Origin of the sequence: Porphyromonas loveana, assembly GCF_003096695.1 — a bacterium.
Lineage (GTDB): Bacteria > Bacteroidota > Bacteroidia > Bacteroidales > Porphyromonadaceae > Porphyromonas > Porphyromonas loveana.
The window spans coordinates 56,862-81,018 of record NZ_QEKY01000010.1 but is presented as its reverse complement, the minus strand read 5'-3'; the positions used below and the strand labels follow the sequence as shown (position 1 = coordinate 81,018).

18 protein-coding genes, 1 tRNA gene and 1 pseudogene are annotated in these 24,157 nt (G+C 51.3%); 11 read left to right on the top strand and 9 right to left on the bottom strand.

All coding sequences use genetic code 11. From position 1 onward, the window contains the following. Window positions 1-20: 20 nt before the first annotated feature. From C7382_RS07005 to C7382_RS06995, 3 genes are all read right to left on the bottom strand, one after another. A tRNA-Asp gene (locus C7382_RS07005) sits at window positions 21-94 on the bottom strand. Between the two features lie 87 nt (window positions 95-181). Continuing rightward, window positions 182-940, bottom strand: coding sequence for a TrmH family RNA methyltransferase (locus tag C7382_RS07000; RefSeq protein ID WP_116679577.1), 759 nt, complete (start codon window positions 938-940; stop codon window positions 182-184). 12 nt (window positions 941-952) lie between these two features. Beyond that, entirely contained in the window at window positions 953-1,351 is a 399-nt protein-coding gene (locus tag C7382_RS06995) for a VOC family protein (protein WP_116679576.1), read from the bottom strand. Between the two features lie 585 nt (window positions 1,352-1,936). Between C7382_RS06995 and dxs the strand changes: the two genes are divergently transcribed. From dxs to prmA, 8 genes are all read left to right on the top strand, one after another. After that, window positions 1,937-3,838, top strand: a complete 1,902-nt coding sequence (dxs, locus tag C7382_RS06985; RefSeq protein WP_116679574.1) for a 1-deoxy-D-xylulose-5-phosphate synthase — start codon at window positions 1,937-1,939, stop codon at window positions 3,836-3,838. 45 nt (window positions 3,839-3,883) lie between these two features. Continuing rightward, the gene (trkA, locus tag C7382_RS06980; protein ID WP_116679573.1) at window positions 3,884-5,224 is read left to right on the top strand and encodes a Trk system potassium transporter TrkA; all 1,341 of its coding nucleotides are present in this window, start codon (window positions 3,884-3,886) and stop codon (window positions 5,222-5,224) included. A gap of 36 nt (window positions 5,225-5,260) precedes the next feature. Then, the gene (locus C7382_RS06975; RefSeq protein ID WP_116679584.1) at window positions 5,261-6,724 is read left to right on the top strand and encodes a TrkH family potassium uptake protein; all 1,464 of its coding nucleotides are present in this window, start codon (window positions 5,261-5,263) and stop codon (window positions 6,722-6,724) included. Between the two features lie 126 nt (window positions 6,725-6,850). Next, on the top strand, window positions 6,851-8,635 hold the full coding sequence (sppA, locus tag C7382_RS06970; RefSeq protein WP_116679572.1) for a signal peptide peptidase SppA: 1,785 nt from the start codon (window positions 6,851-6,853) through the stop codon (window positions 8,633-8,635). Window positions 8,636-8,669: 34 nt separating this feature from the next. Next, the gene (gene lpxK, locus C7382_RS06965; RefSeq protein ID WP_116679571.1) at window positions 8,670-9,746 is read left to right on the top strand and encodes a tetraacyldisaccharide 4'-kinase; all 1,077 of its coding nucleotides are present in this window, start codon (window positions 8,670-8,672) and stop codon (window positions 9,744-9,746) included. Next, entirely contained in the window at window positions 9,746-10,786 is a 1,041-nt protein-coding gene (gene thiL, locus C7382_RS06960) for a thiamine-phosphate kinase (RefSeq protein ID WP_116679570.1), read from the top strand. Before lpxK ends, thiL begins: the two co-directional genes overlap by 1 nt. After that, complete coding sequence (locus C7382_RS06955; protein WP_116679569.1) at window positions 10,779-12,143, top strand: MATE family efflux transporter; 1,365 nt, start codon at window positions 10,779-10,781, stop codon at window positions 12,141-12,143. The genes thiL and C7382_RS06955 overlap by 8 nt, the downstream gene beginning before the upstream one ends. Then, window positions 12,140-13,003 carry a 50S ribosomal protein L11 methyltransferase gene (gene prmA / locus C7382_RS06950; protein WP_116679568.1) on the top strand — a complete coding sequence of 288 codons (864 nt, stop codon included), beginning with the start codon at window positions 12,140-12,142 and terminating at the stop codon, window positions 13,001-13,003. Before C7382_RS06955 ends, prmA begins: the two co-directional genes overlap by 4 nt. Before the next feature lie 45 nt (window positions 13,004-13,048). On the opposite strand, the gene C7382_RS06945 is transcribed toward prmA, so the two are convergent. The 6 genes and pseudogenes from C7382_RS06945 to xseB form a co-directional block, all read right to left on the bottom strand. Then, a complete protein-coding gene (locus C7382_RS06945; RefSeq protein ID WP_243405673.1) occupies window positions 13,049-13,948 on the bottom strand; it encodes a DUF6427 family protein in 900 nt (299 codons plus the stop codon). Window positions 13,949-14,017: 69 nt separating this feature from the next. Beyond that, window positions 14,018-15,313, bottom strand: a complete 1,296-nt coding sequence (gene purD / locus C7382_RS06940) for a phosphoribosylamine--glycine ligase (protein ID WP_116679566.1) — start codon at window positions 15,311-15,313, stop codon at window positions 14,018-14,020. Beyond that, on the bottom strand, window positions 15,310-17,505 hold the full coding sequence (locus C7382_RS06935; RefSeq protein WP_116679583.1) for a S9 family peptidase: 2,196 nt from the start codon (window positions 17,503-17,505) through the stop codon (window positions 15,310-15,312). Before C7382_RS06935 ends, purD begins: the two co-directional genes overlap by 4 nt. 463 nt (window positions 17,506-17,968) lie before the next feature. Further along, window positions 17,969-19,270: pseudogene (locus tag C7382_RS06930) on the bottom strand (THUMP domain-containing class I SAM-dependent RNA methyltransferase); the annotation flags it as partial. A 124-nt stretch (window positions 19,271-19,394) separates the two neighbouring features. Further along, window positions 19,395-20,063, bottom strand: a complete 669-nt coding sequence (locus C7382_RS06925; RefSeq protein ID WP_116679564.1) for a 2-C-methyl-D-erythritol 4-phosphate cytidylyltransferase — start codon at window positions 20,061-20,063, stop codon at window positions 19,395-19,397. Then, window positions 20,060-20,254 (bottom strand): exodeoxyribonuclease VII small subunit, encoded by a 195-nt coding sequence (gene xseB, locus C7382_RS06920; RefSeq protein ID WP_116679563.1) that lies wholly within the window; start codon window positions 20,252-20,254, stop codon window positions 20,060-20,062. The genes C7382_RS06925 and xseB overlap by 4 nt, the downstream gene beginning before the upstream one ends. Before the next feature lie 469 nt (window positions 20,255-20,723). Between xseB and C7382_RS06915 the strand changes: the two genes are divergently transcribed. From C7382_RS06915 to C7382_RS06905, 3 genes are all read left to right on the top strand, one after another. Next, window positions 20,724-22,589: a tetratricopeptide repeat-containing sensor histidine kinase gene (locus C7382_RS06915; protein WP_243405672.1), complete on the top strand. Its 1,866-nt coding sequence runs from the start codon at window positions 20,724-20,726 to the stop codon at window positions 22,587-22,589. A gap of 12 nt (window positions 22,590-22,601) precedes the next feature. Next, window positions 22,602-23,273, top strand: a complete 672-nt coding sequence (locus C7382_RS06910; RefSeq protein WP_116679562.1) for a response regulator transcription factor — start codon at window positions 22,602-22,604, stop codon at window positions 23,271-23,273. A gap of 119 nt (window positions 23,274-23,392) precedes the next feature. Then, window positions 23,393-24,079 (top strand): tetratricopeptide repeat protein, encoded by a 687-nt coding sequence (locus tag C7382_RS06905; protein WP_116679561.1) that lies wholly within the window; start codon window positions 23,393-23,395, stop codon window positions 24,077-24,079. The last annotated feature ends 78 nt before the right edge of the window (window positions 24,080-24,157 follow it).

Below are 24,157 nucleotides of genomic sequence, written 5' to 3'. Positions count from 1 at the left end.
CCTATCTTTCAGCTATTTAGCGGTATGGACGGGACTCGAACCCGCGACCCCCTGCGTGACAGGCAGGTATTCTAACCAACTGAACTACCACACCATGGGTGAGAGAACTTTCGTTTTTGCGCCACAAAAGTAATATGATTTCGCAATTCTGCAATAGTTTCGCCGCTTTTCTTCATTTTTTTCACCCGCGGCGTCTCCATTCGGAGCAGATGATGGCTGTGGCAATGGCCACATTGAGCGACTCTGTATGTCCTGCAGTTCCAAAAACAGGGATTGTCAAGCGATGCGTTACCCCAGCAGCCACTTCTGGACTAATGCCACGCCCCTCATTTCCCATGACCAAGATGGTCGGCTGGCTCACAGTCGGCAGTTCTGCTTCGTAGAGATTTGTCCCATCCAGAAAGGCTCCATAGACGGGTACACCCTCAGCGCGGAAACGCCTGACCACGCCTACCGTATCGGTCAGTGGAATTACCTGCACATGAGCCAAAGCTCCCATAGAAGCCTGCACCACCTTGGGAGAAAAGAGATCGGCCGAACCGGCTCCTAACCACACTTGGCGGAAACCAAACCAATCGGCCGTGCGCAAAATCGTCCCCACGTTGCCCGGATCCTGGACTCCGTCCAAAAGCAGCGTCAGCCCCTTCACTTTCGGCTCCACCTCCGCAGGCAGTTCGAAAACGGCCAATAGAGACTGTGGCGTCGTCTGCATGCTGATGCGCTTAAAGTCGAAGGAAGGCGGCACTTCCACCACTTCCACATCCCGAGGTATGGCTGTCGCAGCAAGCATAGGAGCCGTCCCGACAAGCATGCAACAACGGTAATGCGGCAGCATCTCACCGATGAGCTTGGGTCCTTCGACAAGAAAAGCCTGTTCGCGCAGTCGATACTTACGTTCACGCAGGCTGCGCAAGTATTTTATCTGATTAGTTGAAAGCATGGAAGACGTGCTCTACATTCCTTTTTCGGGCAACACTTCAATCCAATACCCATCGGGGTCGCTCACAAAGTAGAGCCCCATCGCTTCGTTCTCGTAGCAGATGCACTCCATAGCGCGATGATAGGCGCGCACGGCATCGTAATCGCCCGTCGTGCGAACGCATAGATGGATTTCGTTCTCCCCCAGATTGTAGGGCTGATCGTGATCCCTGAGCCAAGTAAGCTCTAAGAGGAAATGTCCTGCCGTATCGCCCAGATAGACGAGGATATAAGAGCCGTCGGGTGCCACCTTGCGCTTCACTTCATGGAAGCCGAAAGCGCGCTCATAGAAGTCCAGACTTCTCTCAAGGTCGAGAACATTGTAGTTATAATGGTCAAATCGCGTGGTGAATGGTCTGTTTTGCTTGTCCATACGTTGATTATATGATTAGGATTATACTCGGAGGTATAGCCACAACAAACTCTGTCGCAACAAAAAAGCCACCTAAAGATATGCTAAGATGGCAAAAACTATCTGTCTATACAAATCCGGAGAATAGTACATAGGGAAGAAATGAGCAAGAAAGAAGAGAAATACCGTACAGAGCACCCCAGCACTGAAGAAACAGACTTGCTCGTGTAAAAAAACATGTAGATCTGTTATAATCTTCAGCCTCGTGCAAGGCGTCGAAAAATCTCAGACCATTTCAAAATGATTTTGGCGCCATTTCCGAAAAAAATTGGCGCCAAATCGAAAAACTTCTGGCACGTGTTTAGTTTGATTTTCGGTGCCATATTTCCCCGAATTTCTGCCCACAATTTCAGGAATTGCGCACCACCCCTCTCAACACCCAACAGAGCGTTAAAAAAGATGATGCCGCATAAGCCTTTTCTATGTAATCGGAGAGCCGTGTCGTCCTGAGTGCAAAGCTGAGGAGTACGCTATGCTCGGTCAGCAAATTCCTTTCTCTTGTTCGTCCGAAAGACTATCTTTGCGTAAAACATACGCATATTTTCAATGGAAGTTCGTCCGACGACTCTAATCGATCATATCAATTCACCCGCTGACCTACGCGCACTGAGCCCCGAACAGCTGCCTCAGGTGTGTAGCGAACTGCGTCAATATATTCTGGAGGTGCTCTCGGTCACGCCCGGTCATCTCGGCTCCAGCTTGGGGGCTGTGGACTTTACCGTAGCACTCCACTACGTCTTCGACACGCCTCACGACCGCATCGTATGGGATGTGGGACACCAGGCCTATAGCCACAAGCTACTGACGGGGCGGCGGGATGCCTTCCAACGACTACGCCAATGGGGAGGAATAAGCGGCTTCCCCAGTCCGAAAGAGAGCGAATACGATACCTTCCCTGCAGGACATGCCTCCAACTCCATATCGGCAGCCCTCGGTATGGCCGTAGCATCGGCTGCCAAGGACGAGAAACGACAGGTGATAGCAGTGATCGGAGACGGCTCCATGACAGGCGGGATGGCTTTCGAAGGGCTAAACAATGCATCCTCGTTCCCGAACAACCTGCTGATCATCCTCAACGACAACAACATGTCCATTGACCGCAACGTCGGAGGTCTGAACCGCTATATGGTGGACATACTCACAAGCAAGACGTACAATACGATACGGTACGATGTGTATCGCGGCCTGCGGAAGATCAATCTCATCAGCGAGACCAACCGAAAGAACCTGCTCCGTTTCAATAACAGCGTCAAAGCACTGCTCGCCCGTGAAAGCAATCTATTCGAGGGCTTCAGCATCCGCTACTTCGGGCCTGTGGATGGGAACGATGTGTGCAGGATGGTAGAAGTGCTGCAAGACATCAAGGAAATGAAAGGCCCCAAGATCTTGCACCTGCGCACGGTCAAGGGAAAAGGCTACATGCCTGCAGAGAAGCAAGCAACGATCTGGCACGCACCGGGGAAATTCGACATAAGCTCGGGCGAACGCCAAACCGCGGCTCCGAAGCCGGAGCCTCCCAAGTTCCAAGACGTATTCGGACACACACTCGTCGAATTGGCCGAGCGTGACGAACGCATCGTAGGCGTTACGCCCGCCATGCCCACCGGTTGCTCCATGAACTTCCTGATGAAGAAGTATCCGCACCGTGCCTACGATGTAGGCATAGCAGAGGGACATGCTGTCACCTTCTCGGCAGGACTGGCCAAAGAGGGGTTGATCCCCTTCTGCAACATCTACTCCTCTTTCCTCCAAAGGGGGTACGATCAAGTCATCCACGACGTAGCGCTCTCCCGCGTGCACATGGTACTCTGCCTCGACCGTGCTGGTCTGGTGGGAGAGGACGGAGCCACACACCACGGAGTCTACGACATGGCTTTCCTGCGATGTGTACCCGACCTTATCGTAGCGTCCCCGCTGAACGAGCACGAGCTGCGCAATATGATGCTGACCGGATACAAGGGCATAAACGCTCCCATGGTTATTCGCTATCCGCGAGGTAAGGGCGCACTGACGGACTGGCGCAATACGCCCCGAATCATAGAGATCGGGAAAGGACGCTGTCTGACGGAGGGAGAGTCTGTCGCTTTCCTCTCCATCGGCCCTATCGGAAATATAGTACAGACAGTAGTGAGCCGATTGGCAGAGAAAGGCGTGTCGGCTGCACACTACGACATGGTCTTCCTCAAGCCCCTCGACGAAGAGCTGCTGCACTGCATCGGGAAGAAATATGACACCATCATCACTGTAGAAGACGGTTGCAGGAAGGGAGGATTTGGCTCAGCTGTCGTCGAATTCATGGCGGACAACGACTATCGTCCGCGTATTCGTCGTGTGGGTGTACCCGACCGTTTTGTGGAGCAGGGATCGGTGCCCGAGCAATATACCGACTGCGGCATGGATGCCGACTCGCTTTTCCGCCTGACCGAAGAGCTCCTGCTACATCCATAGCGGGGATATCCCTCGGACAACCCCTATATATAATAGTAGAGAGATATGAACATAGTTATAGCCGGTGCCGGTGAAGTGGGCACACACTTGGCGAAGATGCTATCGCAGGAGGATCAGGACATTGTCCTGATCGATCCTGACCCCAAGCGTCTGGAGCTGGCAGCCATGCGCACGGAGCTACTCCCTCTGGTGTGCAATCCGCTCTCTCCTTCGGACCTGAAACAGGCCAAGGTGAAGGATGCCGACCTCTTCATCAGCGTCATGCCGGCTGAAGCGGACAACATCTTGGCCTGTATCTTGGCTGCACGGATAGGAGCCAAGAAGACGCTGGCACGCATCAACAACATCGAGTATCTGAAGCCGGACATGGCACAGTACTTCCGCAGTATGGGTATCAATACGATGATCTACCCAGAGCTGCTGGCTGCACATGAGATCGTATCAACCATCAAGAACCCTTGGGCACGCGAATACGTGGAGTTATTCGGCGGAGCGCTCGCTCTCGTGGGAGTAAAAGTGCGCGAAGGAGCGCCAATCGTGGGGAAGTTTCTCCACGAACTGACTCAGGCCGAGGACAAATACTATCACGTCGTGGCCATCAAGCGCGACTTGGAAACCATCATCCCCAAGGGACGCACACAGATCCTGCATAGCGACATCGTATTCTTTGCCACGGTACCGAGCCGACTGGACGACATCCGCAAGCTCGCCGGCAAGAGGAATCCACCCATTCGCAAGGTTGTCATCATGGGTGGCAGTCGTATAGCGATCCGCTCCATCGAAATGATACCGAGGAGCATCCAAATCTCGATCATCGAGCAAGACAAGGACAAGAGTATGCGCATCAGTGCCTCTTCGCCCACAAATGTGAAAGTGTACAATGGAGACGGACGCGACTCGGACATACTCCGTGAGGTGGGGCTGGATCAAGCAGATGTATTCATCGCACTGACGGAGAATTCGGAGACCAACGTACTCGCCTGTCTCGGAGCCAAACGCTTCGGCGTCTTCAAGACCATCGCCAAGGAGGAGAACATCGACTACATCTCGCTGGCTGACCGTCTGGACATCGGCACACTCATCAATAAGAAACTATTGGCTGCCGGCTCCATCTTTCATTTCTTCCTCGGCGAGGATTCAAGCACAGTCAAGTGTCTGACGCTTGCTAATGCCGACGTGGCAGAGCTTGTAGCGCATCGGAATGCTCCCGTGACCAAGGGGCCGGTGAAGACACTGGACATCCCTGAGGGTATCACTTTCGGTGGCATGGTGCGGAACGGTGTCCCGCAAATGATTCATGGAGACACGGTCATCGAACCTTACGACCACGTAGTTGTATTCTGTCTGAATACGCCACTGAATAGTCTCAAAGAGTTTTTCGGATAGTCCCGCTCCCCTACATCAATGAGAGCATATACTGATATGTCGAAGCATATTAATTTCAAGTTCGTCTTCAAGGTAGTAGGCACACTCTGTCTCTTTGAGATATTATTCCTCCTGCTATGCCTCGCCATCGCCCTATACCACAAAGGGCATGATACGTTGCCCTTTATATATACAATTGGGGTGATGGCTGCCGTAGGGCTCTCGTTCTTCCTAATAGGACGACGTGCAAGCGTATACGAAGCAGGCAGACTCGAAGGGATGCTGACGGTCACACTCACATGGGTAACGCTTTCGCTCTTGGGTATGCTGCCATTCGTCTTCGGAGGATACACACGCTCTGTGACTGATGCATTCTTCGAAACCATGTCCGGTTTCACAACAACAGGGGCTACCATATTCGCAGAGGTGGAATCCTTGCCTCGGGGCATTCTCTTCTGGCGTAGCCTGATGCAGTGGCAGGGTGGTATCGGCATCGTCGTATTCACCGTGGCTTTGCTGCCAATGCTCGGTGCAGGCAGTGCCGCAGCGCAGATATACAACGCTGAGACCACAGGCATCATCCATGATCGCTTCCTTCCTCGCATTCGCCAAGTGGCGCAGCGACTGTGCGGTGTTTACATCCTAAGCACGACAGTGCTGATCTTCCTCCTATGGATGGGGCCGATGGGGCTGTTCGACGCTGTCTGCCACGCTTTCACATGCATCTCGACTGGCGGATACTCCACGCGTAACGGAAGCATCGCCGACTTCCATTCCATTTATGTAGAGTACATCACCTCACTCTTCATGTTTATCGGCAGTCTCAGCATCACGGTGCAGTACTTCCTGCTCAACGGTCGTCCGGGCAAGCTCATCCGCGACGAAGAGGTGCGCGGCTTCGTCATTTTCACGCTCTCTATCGCGGCTGTTACGACACTTTGGCTCATCTGGCGTGGAGAGTATCCGACGTTGGAAGAAAACTTCCGCCATGCTCTCTTCCAGACCTACTCCATCGTCAGCTCCACGGGCTATACCACGGCTGATTACATGAGCTGGGGCCCGTTCTTTTGGTGCATGGCCATCATCATGATGATCGTATGTGGCTGTGCCGGTTCCACCACCGGAGGGATCAAGATGAGTCGCTTCCTTGTGTTGATGAAGAATCTACGCAACGAGTTCAAGAAACGCACCCGACCCAATCTGATGGTTCCCGTACGCATCAACAACATCACCATCACGGCGCGCCTCGTCAGCCAAGTACTTGCCTTTGCCTTCCTCTATTTCCTGCTCATCTTCGCCGGCATCACACTGCTCACACTCGATGGCATGGACTTCACAGCAGCCGTCGGCTCGTCCGTTTCGGCCATGGGCAACATAGGCCCGGGCTTCGGTCCGTACTTCAGTCACTTCGAACAGGCCGGCGACTTCTCCAAGTGGGTGCTCTCCTTCCTAATGCTCACGGGTCGTCTGGAAGTCTTCACCGTTATCTCCATCCTTCACCCCGCATTCTGGCGCCACTAAAGCAGTGCACTGCATCATCCTTATACGCCTTGCCTGAAGAGAGCGTTCTTCAGGTTTCAGGCTGTAGATTAAATACTTATCTTTGCACAGTATCATAAACAGATAAGAACAAATAGCAAATCAGATATGAAAGAATTCTTCAAAATGTTTTTCGCCTCGGTTCTCGGGGTGATTACCGCAGGTGTTATCCTCATCTGCATCTCCCTTTTTATTACATTCGCTCTTATCGCCAGTATCGCATCCAAAGCAGGCGGTGGAGAGATACCCAAGATTGAGGCTAACTCCATCCTCCACATTGACAATGGTTCTTTTCCCGAAATCGTAGCCACCAACCCATGGAGTTTCATCGACCAGAAAGATCAAACTGTCTCCCTCTCACAAGCCGTCGAAGCAATCAAACTGGCCAAGAATAATCCTAACATAAGTGGTATCTACCTCGACATTGATGACCTCGCGGTCGGGATGGCTTCTGCTGAAGAGTTGCGCCGTGCCCTGCAAAACTTCAAATCCTCTGGCAAGTTTATCGTGGCATATGCCGACAGATATTCTCAGAAGAGCTACTACCTCTCCAGCATCGCTGACCAACTCTATCTCAACCCCAAGGGAATGCTCGGACTCACCGGTATCGCCTCACAGACTATGTTCTATAAGGACGCTCTTGAGAAATTCGGTGTCAAGATGGAAATTTTCAAAGTCGGCACTTATAAGGCAGCAGTTGAACCTTTTATGCTCAGCGAAATGAGCGAAGCCAACCGCGAACAAATCACGACCTACATCAACGGACTTTGGAACAAAATCACTTCTGATATAGCCGAATCGCGCAAAACGATGGCAGACTCTGTGAAAATGTTTGCTGATAACGGCGACATGTTCAACCTCACAGAAAGAGCGGTAGAGATGAAACTTGTAGACCGCCTGGCCTATCGCACCGATGTCGAAACAGAGCTCAAGAAGCTCACCGATCGCAAGGAAAAAGACAAACTCCGCCTCGTTTCTCTCTCTCAAGTGCTCGCAGGCAGTCCTGCCCAGAAAGAGAAGGAGAATCGCATTGCAGTCCTCTTCGCAGAAGGAGAAATCACGGAAGAAGTGATCAAACGACCTTTCGACACTAGCATTTCCATCACTCAAAGCCTCGCCAGACAAATCAAAGAAGCTGCAGATGATGACGACATCAAAGCAGTCGTTCTCCGTGTCAATTCACCAGGTGGTAGCGCATTCACTTCTGAACAAATCTGGAAGCAAGTCGTTGACCTCAAGACCAAAAAGCCCATCGTTGTATCCATGGGCGACGTAGCTGCCTCCGGCGGATACTACATCGCCTGTGCCGCCAACGCTATCGTAGCGGAACGGACCACACTCACCGGCTCTATCGGCATATTCGGCATGTTCCCCAACTTCGCCGGCGTGGCCAAGAAGTTAGGAGTGAACATGAATGTCGTACAGACGTCCAAGCACGCTGACTTGGGCAACTTCGCTCTCCCAATGACGGCTGACGACCGTGCTATCATCCAGCGCTACATTGAACAAGGCTATGATATCTTCCTCACCCGTGTATCCGAAGGTCGCAACCGTAGCAAATCACAAATTGACAGTATCGCCCAAGGTCGTGTTTGGCTCGGAGAGAAAGCCTTGGAGATAGGGCTTGTCGATGAACTCGGTGGACTTGAAACAGCTATTAAACGTGCTGCTACACTTGCAGAACTTGGCGACAACTACTATGTCAAGTATGGCAAGACAAAGCGTAACTTCCTCGAAGAGTTCTTGAGTTCGTCCTCAGCAGAGATGAAGACTGCTATCATGCAGGCTTTTCTCTCCAAATCAGAATTTGAGGCTCTGAGAACAATTCAGTCTGTGCCTATGCAACCGACAGGCGTACAGGCTCGTCTGCCCTATTCATTCATCCCGTATTGATCGGAATGAGATAAACATGTAAGTTGTCGAAGAGATGGATGCGCCCCATATCCATAAATGGCTCAAACCCCTGTCCGCCCTCTACGGTGCGGGTGTGAGGCTGCGCAACTATCTCTTCGACAAGAACGTGCTCAAGTCGGTTTCCTATCCACTCCCCATCGTCTGTGTAGGCAATATTACCGTGGGAGGCACAGGCAAGACACCACACGTCGAATACCTTATACGCCTTCTCCATACCCACTACCGTCTCGCCGTTGTCAGCCGCGGCTACAAGCGTAAAACCAAAGGGATGATAATCGCTTCGGCAGACTCCTCTGCACAAGAGATCGGAGACGAGCCTTGCCAAATCAAACAGAAATTCCCATTCCTAACAGTCGTAGTAGATGCAGATAGGCGACGTGCCATCGCTTATCTCTGTGATCTTCCTTCAGAGCAGAGACCACAACTAATCTTGTTAGATGACGGCTACCAACATCGACGTGTAAGAGCAGACTTCAGCATCGTCCTAACTGACTACAATCGCATCCTCTCGAAAGACTGCCTAATGCCGGCAGGTCGCTTGAGAGAGCCCATCAGGGCACTGCACCGAGCCGATACAGTCATTCTGACGAAATGTCCGAGCAATCTGGCTCCCATAGAACTACGCGCAGCCGAACGCGACTTGGCATTGTATCCTCATCAGAAACTATTCTTCTCTCAGCTCTGCTATCAGTCGGAACTCACACCTCTCTTTCCTGATCAACCACTTCATCCAACAGCAAGTAGCACATTGGTCATAGCAGGAATAGCTAATTCCGAACCATTCTTTCATGAAATACGCTCTCGCTTCCCTATCGTGACAGAACGCATCTATCCTGATCATCACGAATTCACCGAAAAAGATATTCGTATCCTGATAAAAGAATGGAGCGATCTTGATCGAAAAGAAAATACTATTATCGTTTGTACAGAGAAAGATGCCATGCGGCTACTTCTGTGGCGTTCATCTTTCCCCGAAAAGATGTTGTCAAGATTATTTTTCCTCCCTGTTGAAGCAAAATTGATGTTTGAACAAGAATGTGGATTCGTCAATAAACTATTGGGGGCCATACAAAATAAATTACCATCCTAATGAAACGTACCGAAATATCTTCACTGGGTGAGTTCGGACTCATCCGGCACTTAACCGATTGCATTCAACTGAAAAACTCCGGCACGCTCAAAGGCGTAGGTGACGACGCTGCTGTGATTGCATTATCCGACGGCATGAAAGCCCTTGTCACAACGGACATGCTTCTCGAAGGCATCCACTTCGATCTTACCTATACTCCACTCAAGCATTTGGGATACAAGTGTGCAGTGGTTAACTTCTCTGACATTTATGCCATGAATGGGACACCCCGACAATTGACCGTCTCAATAGGAGTATCGGCACGTTTCTCTGTAGAAGATATCGAACAAATCTACCAAGGCATCTTTGCAGCCTGCGATACCTATGGTGTGGATCTGGTCGGAGGTGACACCTCAGCTTCCCTCACTGGACTCTGTCTGAGCCTCACCTGTATCGGGGAAGCGCGTGAAGAAGAAATAGTATATCGAGACGGAGCCAAGCCTACCGACCTGATCTGTGTGAGTGGAGACCTCGGTGCTGCTTATATGGGCTTACAGCTTCTGGAACGCGAAAAGGCTGTTTACAAAGGAGAGACAGATTTCTCTCCGGACTTTGCAGGGCACGAATACATTCTCGAAAGACAGTTGAAGCCGGAAGCTCGTAAGGATATAATCGAAAAACTTCGTCATGCCGGTATCCAACTGACGGCGATGATGGATATATCAGACGGGCTCTCCTCCGAACTCTTACATATAGCGCATGCCAGTAAGGTCGGCATACGCATCTATGACGACAAACTCCCCATCGATTACCAAACAGCAGCAATGGCCGAGGAATTCAATATGAATCTCTCTACTGCGGCTCTTAACGGCGGAGAGGACTACGAACTTCTCTTCACCGTGCCTCTCTCGCGTCTCGACGACATACAGCAGATCGAAGGAATCCATCTCATCGGACACATCACCAACGAAGCTGATGGAAATGTCCTCGTGACACGTGACGGAACAGAAATCACCTTAGTGGCTCAAGGCTGGAATACAGCACAGGCTTTGAATGAGTAGCATCCGACTACAAAGCCTCACACAAGGAGATATCAGAAAGCAGATACTCCGGTTGGCATTGCCCATAATGGGCACCTCTTTCGTACAAATGGCCTATAACTTTACCGACATGGCCTGGTTAGGTCGGTTGGGAAGTAAATCCGTCGCAGCTGTAGGGGTCGTGGCAGTACTCATGTGGCTATCCAGCTCGATATCGACCATCAACAAAACAGGGAGCGAAGTAACCATAGGACATAGCCTCGGTCGTGGATCTACGGACGAAGCAAGACGATATGCCTCGCATAACGTCTCGATGTCGCTATTGATCTCCTCTGTTCTTGCTATTCTGTTCCTCCTTCTTCCATCTCTTTTCCTTGGCATCTATGAGTTGGAATCTGACGTGTCTGCTCAAGCGTTGGCCTATCTTCGAATAGTGGCTTGCGGCTTGCCTTTCACCTTTGCAGCGACTGCTTTCAGTGGTATATACAATGGTGCAGGACTCAGCTCCATACCCTTTCGCGTAAATGCTTTGGGCTTGGCACTCAATATGATTCTGGATCCCCTATTGATTTTCGGATTGGGATGCGGCACAGCCGGAGCGGGTATTGCCACATTGACAGCCCAAAGTTTTGTCTTTGGTCTATTTGTGTATAGACTGAAAAAGCAGGATAAGCTCTTGGACTGTTTTGCATTCTTCGTTCGCCCGGATCGTATCCATAGCGGACGCATCATCCGCATAGGGCTTCCCGTGGCCGCGCTCAACTCCCTTTTTGCCGTCATCAATATGACGCTTGGTCGATTGGTATCGGAACAAGGAGGGCACATCGGTGTGGCTACACTTACAACCGGAGGACAATTGGAAGCCATTACATGGAATACGTCACAGGGCTTCAGTACGGCTTTGGCAACCTTTGTGGCACATAATTATGCAGCACACAAAGGCAAACGTATCTTTTCAGCCTATCGCTATACCCTTCTCTACTGTTCCATATTCGGTATTCTCGGAACGGTATTATTTGTCTTCTTCGGCAATGAGATCTTTCGTGTTGTTGTCCCCGAAAAGGAAGCCTACCTATCCGGAGGGATCTATCTGCGTATCGGTGGCTACTCTCAGCTACTGATGATGCTCGAAATAGCTACCCAAGGTCTTTTCTACGGAACGGCTCGTACTGTCTTTCCCGCCGCTATCAGCATCGGAGGCAATCTTTTACGCATCCCGCTAGCTCTCATCCTTATCGGTATGGGATTCGGACTTGAATCAGTATGGTGGGCCATCAGCATTTCATCTATGCTCAAGGGGATTGCCATCGTCTGCGGACTACCCTATCTGAACAAAAGAATCAAACGAAACAATCAAATACAACTCACAACACAATGAAATACATCGGTTATACCTTTGAACTTATTCGTCGTCCCGTCGAATTGGAAGTCGAGACAGCCTTCGACCTACTCAGTGCATCATTGGCCGAAATAGGATTTGACAGTTTCGAACAAGACGAGAGTGGTCTGCACGCCTATATTCCGGCTGCAAAGGAAAATCCCGCTGCAGTCCACGATCTTCTGGGACACTTCCCTTTAGAGGATCTGCTCTGGCGCTTCTCCACCAAAGTACTACCAGATATCAATTGGAACGAACAATGGGAGAAGAACTATTTCCAACCCATCCGTATCGAGAATAAATGTCTCGTGCGCGCCCCCTTCCATCCAACCGATCCGGAAATGTCAATGGAGCTGATTATATCGCCACAAATGGCCTTTGGTACGGGACATCATGAGACAACCTCGCTGATGATGAGTTATCTTCTTGACATGGAACTGGGAGGAAAAACGGTCTTGGACATGGGTTGTGGCACCGGCATACTCGCGATCCTATCCCGTAAGCTGGGAGCTAATTCGATCACAGCCATTGACATTGATGATTGGTGTGGCCACAACACGGCTGAGAACGCAGCCCTCAATGGTATTCAGGACATAGATATTCACGTGGGAGATGCTTCACTATTGGAGAGCTGTCCTTTCTTCGATGTGATAATAGCTAATATCAATCGGAATATTCTCCTGAACGACATGGCTACATACAGGTCTCGTCTGCGCACCGGTGGCACATTGCTACTCAGCGGATTCTATACAGAGGACATTCCATTTTTGGCGGAATGTGCCACTGCTCTTGGGCTGAAACAAGAGGAAGTACGCACCCGCAACAACTGGGCAGCACTGCGATTTACCTCCCTTTCTTGAAAAGAGTGGGCTGTCGCTTCCGAAAGCTCTCTACGAAGGCAACTATCAGAAGAAAACCGAGAGGAAGAAAGATGCAAGGAAAGCAAAAGCCGATAACATGGCCAGTAGATTGGCCATGCGACGCTTTTGCTTCGTCAACAAACGAGCCGCGAGTATAGATATTGGAAGGACTGATAAATAGAGGAGTCCTTCTGTTGCAGCGGGCATTACTGCCGAGAGAATGAGCAGATAGAAGCCAACGGAGGAAAGGGCAAAAAGATAATTACGACCTACAACTTTTTCTGCCGTATAACTCAGTTGTAAATGAGCAAACGAGATCAGATACAACGACAGTAGCAGTACGGGGTATAACCAACTAAAACCAGAAGCACGCCCAAACGAATAAGAGAAACCCCATTCTTTCATGAGATTCATATTGCTGATGGCATAGTCTTCCACGTCAGGCAGCAACAAGAACGGGACAAATATCCACAAGGGGAGAAACAGTCCCAAGAAAAAAGCAATCAGATTCCGTGGCGACAAGCTCTTCATGGAATAAAACTGCAACAGCACAAAGGGCATAAGCAGGAGGAAAGGAGACCAAAGTAATGTAGAAGCTCCTATACTCAGTCCCATATTCAAGGCCTTATGCGGTGCACTCTCCCGATTATACGTACCAAATAAACTGAAGTACAGCCCCAGCAATAATAGGATCAAGAACGTAAAAGGCTTCAGCGAGAAGAAAGCCTGCTGTGTACCAAGGAGCAGAAGCAGATAGAAAACCAAAGGCCGAAATGCTCCATCCTGCAACAAGAGGTAGTAAGTGCTGAAGCGAACAGCCAAGAAGGATAGCCCCAATGCGACACCGAAGGTGGCTATCGTCTGCCATAGAAACGGGATTGTTCCCCATAAATCCACAGTCTCTTGCAAAGGAATATCGACAGAAAGCCCCCATGTGTAGGACAAGATCCTACACACGAGGGCAATCAGTATGGTGGCCGGTAATAGATACGACCTCTCTGAGTTTACCACAGCTTAGCGATCGCCTTTTGCCAGAAGAAGCATGTCCTGACCGATGTCGTGACGATAGTTCTTGCCATCGTACAAAACCTGACGTGCATGGGTATAGCTCCGTTGCAATGCAGCTTCCGGCGTAGAGCCGTAGCTGCTCACAGCAAGCACGCGCCCACCGTTGGTGTACACTTTGCCATCACGCATCACGGTACCTGCGTGGAAGAGAATAGTATCGGTCGGCGGGATGGGGATTTCCATCTCCTTTCCTTTTTCATAGTTGCCCGGATAGCCACGAGAAACGAGCATGACCGATGCAGCACAGCGCTGATCCTCTTTCAGTTCATAGAAGCCGATTCGTCCCGAAGCAATGCGACGGAGCAGCTCCAGAAAGTCCGACTCGATTCGCAGTACCACAGCCTCTGTCTCGGGGTCCCCCATACGACAGTTATACTCTATGACATAGGGATCTCCTCCCACATTCATTACACCTACGAAGATAATACCACGATAGTCTATCCCTTCGGATATCAATCCGGCAATAGTCGGACGAACAATGCGCTCTTCCACCTTCTGCATAAAGACTTCATCCGCAAAAGGAACGGGCGATACACTCCCCATACCTCCGGTATTGAGGCCGGTATCTCCATCGCCGATTCGCTTATAGTCCTTGGCTACGGGAAGGATACGATAGTTCTTGCCGTCAGTGGCAACGAAAACCGAACATTCCACGCCGTTGAGAAACTCTTCCACGACTACATGGCTACTGGCCATGCCAAATTTACCTCCAAGCATTTCGGCCAATTCACGCTTGGCTTCCTCTGCCGATGCAGCTATGATAACCCCCTTACCTCCGGCCAAACCATCGGCTTTGAGGACGTAGGGAGCTTTCATTGTATCTATAAAGGCATATCCCGCTTGGATATTCTCTGCCATAAAGGTCTGGTAGGCGGCTGTAGGAATGGAATGACGACGCATGAAAGCTTTGCTAAAGTCTTTGCTACCCTCCAGTCGAGCACCGGCAGCGTTGGGGCCTACGATGGGCAGATCGTATAGGGTTTCATGACGACGGAAGTAATCTACGATACCACGCACGAGAGGTTCTTCGGGGCCTACGATCAAAAGGTCAATGGACTCTCTCATCACCACTTCGGCAATGGCTGGGAAGTCGTTCACATCTATGTCCGGCAAGTTGGTGGCCACTTCTTGTGTACCACCGTTTCCGGGGGCAACAAATACTTTGTTCGTTTGCGGGCTTTGGGCTATTTTCCAAGCCATGGCATGCTCACGCCCGCCGGAGCCTAATAAGAGAATGTTCATAAGTGATCAGTGAAATAACGGGTTATTGTTTCATATAAATGCACTCTGTCCGGCCCGATCACATTGTGTTCGTGGCTCGGATAGACATAGTAGTCGGGATAGGTACGCGCCTTCACACAAGCCTCAAGGAAGATGAGGGAGTGCTGCCACACCACTACGGGGTCAACAGCACCGTGAATCAGCATAAGCCTTCCCTTCAGATCGCCTGCACGCTTGCTCAGATTGGCAGCGTCGTAGCCATCAGGGTTCTCTTCGGGAGTATCGAAATAACGTTCTCCATACATAATCTCATAGCGGTTCCAATCAATGACGGGGCCACCGGCCACACCCACCTTGAAAACGTCATTGTGTGTCAGCATCAGATTGGTAGTCAGGAAACCGCCATAGCTCCAACCATGCACACCGATACGATCGGCATCCACCCACGACTGACTCTTGAGGAAGTCCACACCACACATCTGATCGGCCATCTCGACCTTACCCACTTGTCGGTGAATAACGTCCTCGAAAGCAGCTCCTCTATTGGCAGAGCCACGACTATCAACCGTGAGGACAGCGTAGCCCTTCTGTGCCATGTAGATGTCCCATCCACCGACAGAGCTATGCCATGTCTTGGTGACAAGTTGGGCGTGGGGGCCTCCGTACACATAGATGATGACAGGATATTTCTTGGCCGGATCGAAGTGAAGCGGCATCGTGAGTTTGTAGTAGAGTGGCGTCTTGCCGTCGGCTGCCGTGATAGTACCGACTCTGATCTCGGGCATGGCATAGCCCACATCGGGATTCTTGGCCTCCAGCAGCACCTCAGGCTTGCGACCGATCTGCGCTACCGTGGTACGGCGCGGAACTGTAGGTGACTGGAAAATATCCAATATAGATGATGCGTCGGGCGAAAGCATCGTCCGATGCATACCCGATTCCGGGGTGAGATCTGTAGTCTTACCCCCTTTGATACTAATTCTATAGAAATGTCGTTCAAGTGGACTTGCCTCCGTGCTCTCGAAGAAAAGCTCGGTTCCTTTGGGATTGAAGCCGGCAAAGTTCGTCACCTCCCATTCCCCCTTGGTCAATTGACGGATGAGTCGACCGGACGTATCATATAAGTAGAGATGATTCCAACCATCGCGACGGCTCAGCCACACAAACTGATCATCATTCCTCGGGAGGAACACAAGCGGATGCTGCGGCTCCACGTAGCGTTCGTGCTTCTCCGTGAAGAGGGTGCGCAGATAACGCCCCGTAGCCACATCGTAGGCTTTCACTTGACATTCGTTCTGGGCACGATTCACTTCGGCTATGTATAGTGTCTTCTCGTCAGGGCTCCAACTCAGATTGGTCAGGTATTTTTCCTGTGGTTCACCCGTTTGCAAGTAGATCGTGCGGCCTGTTGCAGCGTGATAGATCCCCACTGTCACATGGTGCGACGGAGTTCCTGCCATGGGATAATAGACCGGCTTGGCTACAGCTTGGTGTGGTTGGAAGTCCAAGATAGGCGTAGGCGTGACCATACTCTGATCCATCCGGTAGAAAGCCAGATAACTACCCCTCGGAGACCAGAAGGTTCCTTTCTCGATTCCAAATTCGCGCTGATGCACAGCTTCTCCATAGACTAATGTCTCCGTGCCGTCAGTCGTCACGGCCTTTGCTCTGGGCATCCCTTCGTTCGGACGGCCGGCTCGTGCCACATAGAGGTTGTGGTCTTTCACATAGGCCACGTAGTCACCCGCGGGGGAGAAGTCCGCAGTAGCCGTCTCTCCGGCTGTGTCGAAGATAGCCGTCACCTCTTTGCGCAGCATATCGAAACCGATCACGCCGCCTTGTGTGAAGAAAACAACTTGTCCCTTAGCAGCATCGAGCGTCTTAAAGGCAGGGAATACATCTATGGACTGGAACTTACAACCCTCAGGGATCAAAGCATCAAGATCGGCCGCTGTGAGTTTCTTGGCCTCTGTCGGCTTAGCACCCGGTCGATTAAATACGAGGGTATTGCCCTCGAAATAAATATAGTCTTGCCCCATCCACTGCAAACCGCGCATGGTTTCGGGGTAGAAACGATAAAACTCCCTCCCTCCGGGCATTAATTGTTCCAGCGTAAATTCCTTACCATCCACTGCCGGAGACTGTGCATTGCCCGACATAGGCGCACTCGCCGCACAGGCAGCCAGCAAGAGGAGCTTGAGTGTTTTCTTCATCATCATAATAAGATGTATCAATAGTTATTTGAGTTTGATATCAATCATTCTTTGTCTCTTCGTTTCGGATCACCTGTATTGAGGGGGAAGACTTGCGACGACTGCGTCCCGATTCGTCCGTTGAGCGGAATCTGTCGCTCGGCCATGCATTCTGCTCGGGACGGTCGTTATTGCGCTCTTCCCTGCGCACCCTGTCTTCACGGGCGAAGGGTTTATCGGAACGAGCACGACGAGGGCGATTGTCCTCCCCTTGTCCGTACGCCCGATGCTCGTCCTTGCGGGCATAGGGGCGACGCTCGCCATCACGTTCCTCTCGGTTGTCGCTATAGGCTCTGTCGGGACGAGGAGCACGTCGAGGGCGAGTATCATCCGTCTGTCTGCGATCCGGACGATCGTCTCTGCGATCGAATGGGTGGCGACGCTCGCCACCCTCTCTCTCTTCTCGACCTCCACCCCACTGACGACGAGGGCTGCGTTCTCTGTCACCGGCGAACCGATCGTCCCGATCTCGACGGGGCGGACGTCCGCCTTCTCCCTCACGACGTGGCGGTCGCTCGGCACGACCTTCCGTCCGCGGAGAGCGATCTTCTGTGGGGTAATTCTTCTTCCGTTCGGCAAACTCCTCTCGACGTCCTTCAAAGAGTTCGTATCCGCGTAACTCGCATTCCAAAGCACCATTCATCAGCTTCTCGCGATGCGACTGACGCAGACCGATCTGGTTGAAGTGTTCCGGCTTGAAAGCCAATACCCATGCCGAGCAGCCCGGATAGTTATGCTTGAGTCGCTCGCCGATCATACTGTAAAGCTCCTGCATATCCTCCACACGAATGCGCTCTCCGTACGGCGGGTTCATGACGAGCATGGCTTTGCCCTCGGGCTTCGGCCGCTCACTCATAGGCATGACGCTCAACGAGATATAACGTCCCAGACCGGCACGTTCCACATTCTTGCGCGCCGCACCGATGGCTTGGGGAAGAATATCGGAGCCGTATATAGTATGGTCAAATGCCCGCTCGGCACTATCATCGTGGTACAGCTCGTCGAAAAGCCGGGCATCGAAGTCCGCCCACCGTTCGAAAGCAAAGCCACGGCGGTAAATACCCGGAGCTATATTGCAGGCTATCAGGGCTGCTTCGATGAGGAAAGTACCCGACCCGCACATCGGATCGATCAGATCCGTGCTTCCATCCCAACCAGCTTTGAGCAGGATACCGGCGGCAAGCACCTCATTAAGAGGCGCCACTGTCTCGGCTACGCGGTAACCACGCTTGTGCAAGCTCTCGCCGGAGCTGTCGAGCGAGAGGGTCACCTCGTCGTGAGAGACGTGTATGTTCAGCAGAATATCGGGGTTGGAAAGACGCACCGATGGGCGTTTGTCCGTGTGTTCTCGGAAGTAATCGACCAAGGCGTCCTTGGTGCGATAGCTGATGTACTGGCTGTTCTTGAATGTATCGGAATAGACTACAGAGTCGATGGAGAAGGTCTGATCTACGGACATGACAGTCGTCCAGTCGAAAGCGCGTAGTCGTTCATAGATTTCGTCCGCGGTCTTGGCACGGAAGGTGACTACGGGCTTGAGCACACGCAGGGCGGTACGCAGTCGCAGGTTAGCCAGATAGAGCATCCGTTTGTCCCCACGGAAACTCACCATGCGACGGCCGATGGTTACCTCCTCTGCGCCCAAGGCTGTCAGCTCGGCGGCCAAGACATCTTCGAGTCCGTAGAGGGTCTTGGCTATCATAGTAAAATGGAGATCGTGATTCATAATTACCTATTATTATACAACAAAGATAAACAAATACGGCTGCGAACCTTGTTCCCAAGCGGTATTTGGGCAAAATAAATCACGATAGCAGGCTGAATAGTCGGCGACGGAGAGGAGGGTATGCTCAGCGCATCAAAAGTTCGGCAAGGGCAAGGTCCTGCGGAGTCGTGAGCTTGATGTTCTCCGCATTGCCCTCAACCAATGTAACGGGACGACCAAAGGAGCTCTCATACACAGAGCAATCATCTGTGAAACGCTCCTCATAAGGCATGGCGTAAGCCTCACGAATCCATTCGCTACGGAAGGTCTGCGGCGTCTGCACGGTCACGTATTGGCTGCGATCCACGGCATGATTGGCTTCGGGAGTATAATAGCGGAGCGATTCGGTTAGCGGCCTGTACGGTGCAGCCGCACCCGCCGCCTCGGCCGCGTGGAAACAAGCCTCTATCGTCTCGGCACTCACCAGCGGACGCACACCGTCGTGTATGGCTACCAATGCGCCGTCGGGCACGAGTTCCAATCCGCTGTGCACCGAGGCAAAGCGGGTGTCACCGCCAGCAGCCACACGGTGCGGCGACATGAAGCCGTAGCGGGTGCATAGTTCTTGCCAGAAGCTATGGTGTTCGACAGGCAGGACCAATACGATCTCATCGACGTGTGGTGCCAGCCGACGCATCGTATGCATGAGCACGGGCAGTCCGGTCAAGGGGAGGAATTGCTTGGGCATCTCAGCCCCCATCCTCAGCCCGCGACCACCGGCCACGATGAGTGCATAGCGAGGTTTGCCGTTCATGAGAGCTTGGCCATGAGTTCCTCGATCTGTTTGTCTGCGACAGTCAACTTCTCCTTGCAGAAGCCGATGAGAGCGATGGCTTCCTCGGCCAACTGCGTCAGCTCGTCCACATCGGGACTGTCATGCTCGATGATACGGACGATCTCTTCGAGGCGTGTCATGGCCTCTGTATATGTTTTGTTTTTGCTCATAGCGTTGACAAAAATAAGGAATTGCCCCCAAAAGCCGCAGCATCCGACTCCGAAAAGACACCCGACAGCGTACCTGCATACCTTGTTACCGACCAGAAAAGGGATAGACACCGACGGACATGCACCCTGCCCTACCCTGTCAGACGACTGAGCATGGGGCACAAATGCGATAAGGCATACCCCTTCTGCCCACAATCTCGCGCCAAAAAGCGAGAGAAACACGCGCCTAAATTGCAGAAAAATGGCGCCAAAACTTTTTTGATTTGGCGCATATTTTTTCAAGAAATGGCGCGTTTTCGCTGAACAATATGCGCCATGTTTTTTGGCACCAGAGACCAGAACAATTATCGTGCCAAAAAGGAAAATGAAACAAAACTCACCACACAAAACTCACCTATACTCCTCATAGAGAGCAAAAAAACACAACAAAGCTGAAAATATATTAGTTTTGTACCCCGAAATGCTTAGCATGATGAACTATTCCGCCCCCTTTTTCCTCCTTATTCTTCTGGTTACACTCCTTTGCCCTCCGCTTACAGCGAGTGAGATCAATGTCGATTCCCTACGTGAAAAGGCCATGATGCGCGGACTAACGGCGAAAAAGAGAATGGAGATGTACGAGAAGCTCGGTAAGGCTTATGAGAATAACTACAAAGCCGGCGACGCTGCTGATGCTTATTTCCAAGCAATCCAGTACTGCCGTGAGGCAGATCTGAAAAGCCAACTACCTCAACTCCTCTACAACTATGCCTTGATGGCGAGCTACGCCGGTCGTCATGACAATGCCCTTGCAGCACTGGAGGAAGTGCTGGACCTGCTCAAGCAACACCCCGACAAACAACTTGAGGCTCGTGCCTATATGCAATTGGGCTTGGTGCACTTCTTCCAAGAAAACTGGAACGAAGCACTAACGTTCTACGAGCGGGCGCTGTCGATGGCAACGGCGATGGACAACAAAACCGGTATCTCTATTGCATACAACAACATCGCAAACATTTTCCAAAAGAAAGACAACCTCAAAGAGGCCAACCAATACTACCAAAAAGCTCTGCGTATCCAACGAGAGACTGCCGACAGTGCCAGCATGTGTAACTGTCTGATGAACATTGGCTCCAACCTGCTGCAGCAGAACAGACTCGAGGAAGCCTTCCTATCACTGACGGAGGCGATGGATATCGCGAACAAAATTGGCGATGCGGAAACCCAAGCACTCACCTGCTCCCTTCTAGCACTCTACTACGCGACGCATAGCAACTACGACAAGGCGCATGAGCTCCTCACACACGGAGAGATGATAGCGCGCGCGGGAGGATATAATAAAGTAAGGTATGACATCCTTAAAAAGGCGAGTGCGATATATGCCAAGTTCGGGTTACACGATCTGGCACACGCCTATCTGATGCGGGCGAACGTATTGGCCGATTCGATCGCAGAGGAACAACTGCGAGAAAAGGTACAGGAGTTCGAAGTACGCTTCAAGAGCAAAGAGAAAGAAACGGAGATAGCCCTCAAAAACCAAGAGCTGGAGTTGGCGCAGAGGCTGCATTTGACTCTGATCGTGATCACCATATTAATGGTAGGAATTATCGCCATACTGATCGTGCTATCCAGAAAACGATACCTCAAAAATCAAAAACTCAAGGCGATGAATGACACGAAAAGTCGACTACTCTCCATCATCTCACACGACATCAAAGGTCTCGTCATCGCACAGCGAATGGCGCTCGATACCATCCTTTCTCCCAAGAATGAGTACGCTCCCCCAACCACCAAAATGCTATCGTCGCTTCGGGACAGTGTGGAGTCAGAGCTGACGATGCTACAGAATCTCCTCGACTGGGCTAACATCCAGATTGGCAATTTGGTGGTCGTTCCGGTAGTTTTCAATCTGACTGAGAACATCCGCAAGATAATCAGCCTCCATATGCTCCCCGCAGAGTACAAGAATGTCACACTTTTGCTCGAAGCTCCGGAACAATGTCTCGTCCGTGCCGACCAACATATGATCAATACAGTGATACGCAACCTGCTCAGTAATGCCATCAAGTTTTCCAAATCAGGCGACACCATATGCATCGGCATCAAACAAGAGATCGACGGGAAAATGAGAGTATCCGTCGCCGACCAGGGAATAGGCATGAGCAGGCAGCAGATAGAACACATCCTTGAAACAGGCAAAAGCAGCAACATTACTACAGGAACTAACGGTGAAAAAGGAAGCGGACTCGGACTCATCATCTGTAAAGGGCTGCTCGAAAGGAACAAATCCAAGCTTCACATCGACAGCCGAGAAGGCCGAGGTTGCATCTTCTCATTCGTCCTCACACCGGTATAAAAGACTATCCTCATGACTAAAATCGTACTGGTAGATGACCACGAGCTCTACCGCATGGGACTCCGTGTAGCCATTGCACAGATACAAGATTTGGCCGAAATCATAGGCGAATGTGGCTCTTCCCAAGAACTGGAGGATTATCTCCATGAACAGGGCGCACCGGATATGATCATTTTGGACATCAGGCTGCCGGATGGGAATGGCGTGGATATAGCCCGCCGCCTGAAGACTGAGTATCCTGATCTCAAAATCATTATGCTCTCTTCAGAGGTGTCGGAGAAGATCGTGAACGATCTGTTGGAAATCGGTGTAGAAGGCTACATGAGCAAAATGGCGCAGACCAGTGATATCGAAAACGCCATCCGCACGGTGACGACAGGAGGCAACTTCTACGGCAAGAGCATTGCCAAGATCATCATGGACCTATGCGTGTCCCGCTCGGCAGGCCACTCGCACAAGAATACAAGGAAGCAACCGAACCCATCCGAACTGACGGAGCGCGAGATAGAAGTCATCCAGCATCTATGCAACGGGCTATCGGCCAAGGAAACAGGCGAGAAGATGCATCTGAGCCACCGCACGGTGGAGACACATCGTAGCAATATCCTGCACAAACTGGGTTTCTCAAACGCTGCCGAACTCATCCGCTATGCCGTCAAAGAAGGCCTCGTAGATTGGCAATAACGGAGCCGTAATCAATCGTGCCGTGTGTCACTATAACATATTTATCGGGCCGAGCATTGTATTTCACGCCAAAAAAGTACCTTTGTGCATTCGTAAAGAAATAAATAACTATTCGCAATATGTCAAAGAAAGAGAATCAACAAACCGAGAACCAAGTGGGCGAGGTCGTTTCGCGCTCAGAACAGTTTGTAGAAAAAAACATGACCAAGATTGGCTTGGCTATTCTGGGCATCTTTATTATTGTAGCAGGTGTATTTGCCTACAAGCGTTTCGTCAGCGAGCCCAAGGCTCGTGAAGCCGCAACGAAGGTGTATCTGGCCGAAGACAAGTTTATCCAAGAACTGGACAGTGCTGCCCTCAACGGCAATGGCGCGACCGAAATGGGTCTGCTCGCCGTCATCGACAAGTATTCTGGCACAGAGACTTCCAATCTGTCGCAAGCCTATGCGGGCATTTGCTACTACAACATCGGTGAGTATCAGAAGGCCATCGACCACCTTAAAGCGTTCTCTGCCAAAGAGAACATGGTAGCACCCTCCATCACTCGTCTCATCGGCGACAGCTACGTACAGCTCAAGAAGTACGAAGAAGCTGTGGGCTACTTCGAGAAAGCTGCTGCCGCCGCATCCAACGATGCCATCACGCCGAGCTGTCTCATCAAGGCCGGCCGCGTGTACGAAGAGCTCAAGCAATACGACAAAGCAATGGCTGCATACAAGCAAGTGAAGGACAAGTACTATACTTCGATGGAAGCCAACACAGTGGAAGCCGACATCATCCGAGTAAAAGCCAAGGGAGCGAAATAATAGCATTCTGACTAATAACATACAAGGAAAGGCATCCGTCTCATGCTGGGATGGATGCCTTTTTTCTGAAACAACACA

Bases quoted from the DNA above. Each gene is read 5' to 3' on its own strand.
- prmA (WP_116679568.1), top strand. From the start codon at position 12,140: ATGAAATACATCGGTTATACCTTTGAACTTATTCGTCGTCCCGTCGAA.
- thiL (WP_116679570.1), top strand. From the start codon at position 9,746: ATGAAACGTACCGAAATATCTTCACTGGGTGAGTTCGGACTCATCCGG.
- trkA (WP_116679573.1), top strand. From the start codon at position 3,884: ATGAACATAGTTATAGCCGGTGCCGGTGAAGTGGGCACACACTTGGCG.
- C7382_RS06955 (WP_116679569.1), top strand. From the start codon at position 10,779: ATGAGTAGCATCCGACTACAAAGCCTCACACAAGGAGATATCAGAAAG.
- C7382_RS06995 (WP_116679576.1), bottom strand. From the start codon at position 1,351: ATGGACAAGCAAAACAGACCATTCACCACGCGATTTGACCATTATAAC.
- C7382_RS06975 (WP_116679584.1), top strand. From the start codon at position 5,261: ATGTCGAAGCATATTAATTTCAAGTTCGTCTTCAAGGTAGTAGGCACA.
- lpxK (WP_116679571.1), top strand. From the start codon at position 8,670: ATGGATGCGCCCCATATCCATAAATGGCTCAAACCCCTGTCCGCCCTC.
- C7382_RS06915 (WP_243405672.1), top strand. From the start codon at position 20,724: ATGATGAACTATTCCGCCCCCTTTTTCCTCCTTATTCTTCTGGTTACA.
- C7382_RS06935 (WP_116679583.1), bottom strand. From the start codon at position 17,505: ATGAAGAAAACACTCAAGCTCCTCTTGCTGGCTGCCTGTGCGGCGAGT.
- xseB (WP_116679563.1), bottom strand. From the start codon at position 20,254: ATGAGCAAAAACAAAACATATACAGAGGCCATGACACGCCTCGAAGAG.
- dxs (WP_116679574.1), top strand. From the start codon at position 1,937: ATGGAAGTTCGTCCGACGACTCTAATCGATCATATCAATTCACCCGCT.
- C7382_RS07000 (WP_116679577.1), bottom strand. From the start codon at position 940: ATGCTTTCAACTAATCAGATAAAATACTTGCGCAGCCTGCGTGAACGT.
- C7382_RS06905 (WP_116679561.1), top strand. From the start codon at position 23,393: ATGTCAAAGAAAGAGAATCAACAAACCGAGAACCAAGTGGGCGAGGTC.
- C7382_RS06910 (WP_116679562.1), top strand. From the start codon at position 22,602: ATGACTAAAATCGTACTGGTAGATGACCACGAGCTCTACCGCATGGGA.
- C7382_RS06925 (WP_116679564.1), bottom strand. From the start codon at position 20,063: ATGAACGGCAAACCTCGCTATGCACTCATCGTGGCCGGTGGTCGCGGG.
- purD (WP_116679566.1), bottom strand. From the start codon at position 15,313: ATGAACATTCTCTTATTAGGCTCCGGCGGGCGTGAGCATGCCATGGCT.
- sppA (WP_116679572.1), top strand. From the start codon at position 6,851: ATGAAAGAATTCTTCAAAATGTTTTTCGCCTCGGTTCTCGGGGTGATT.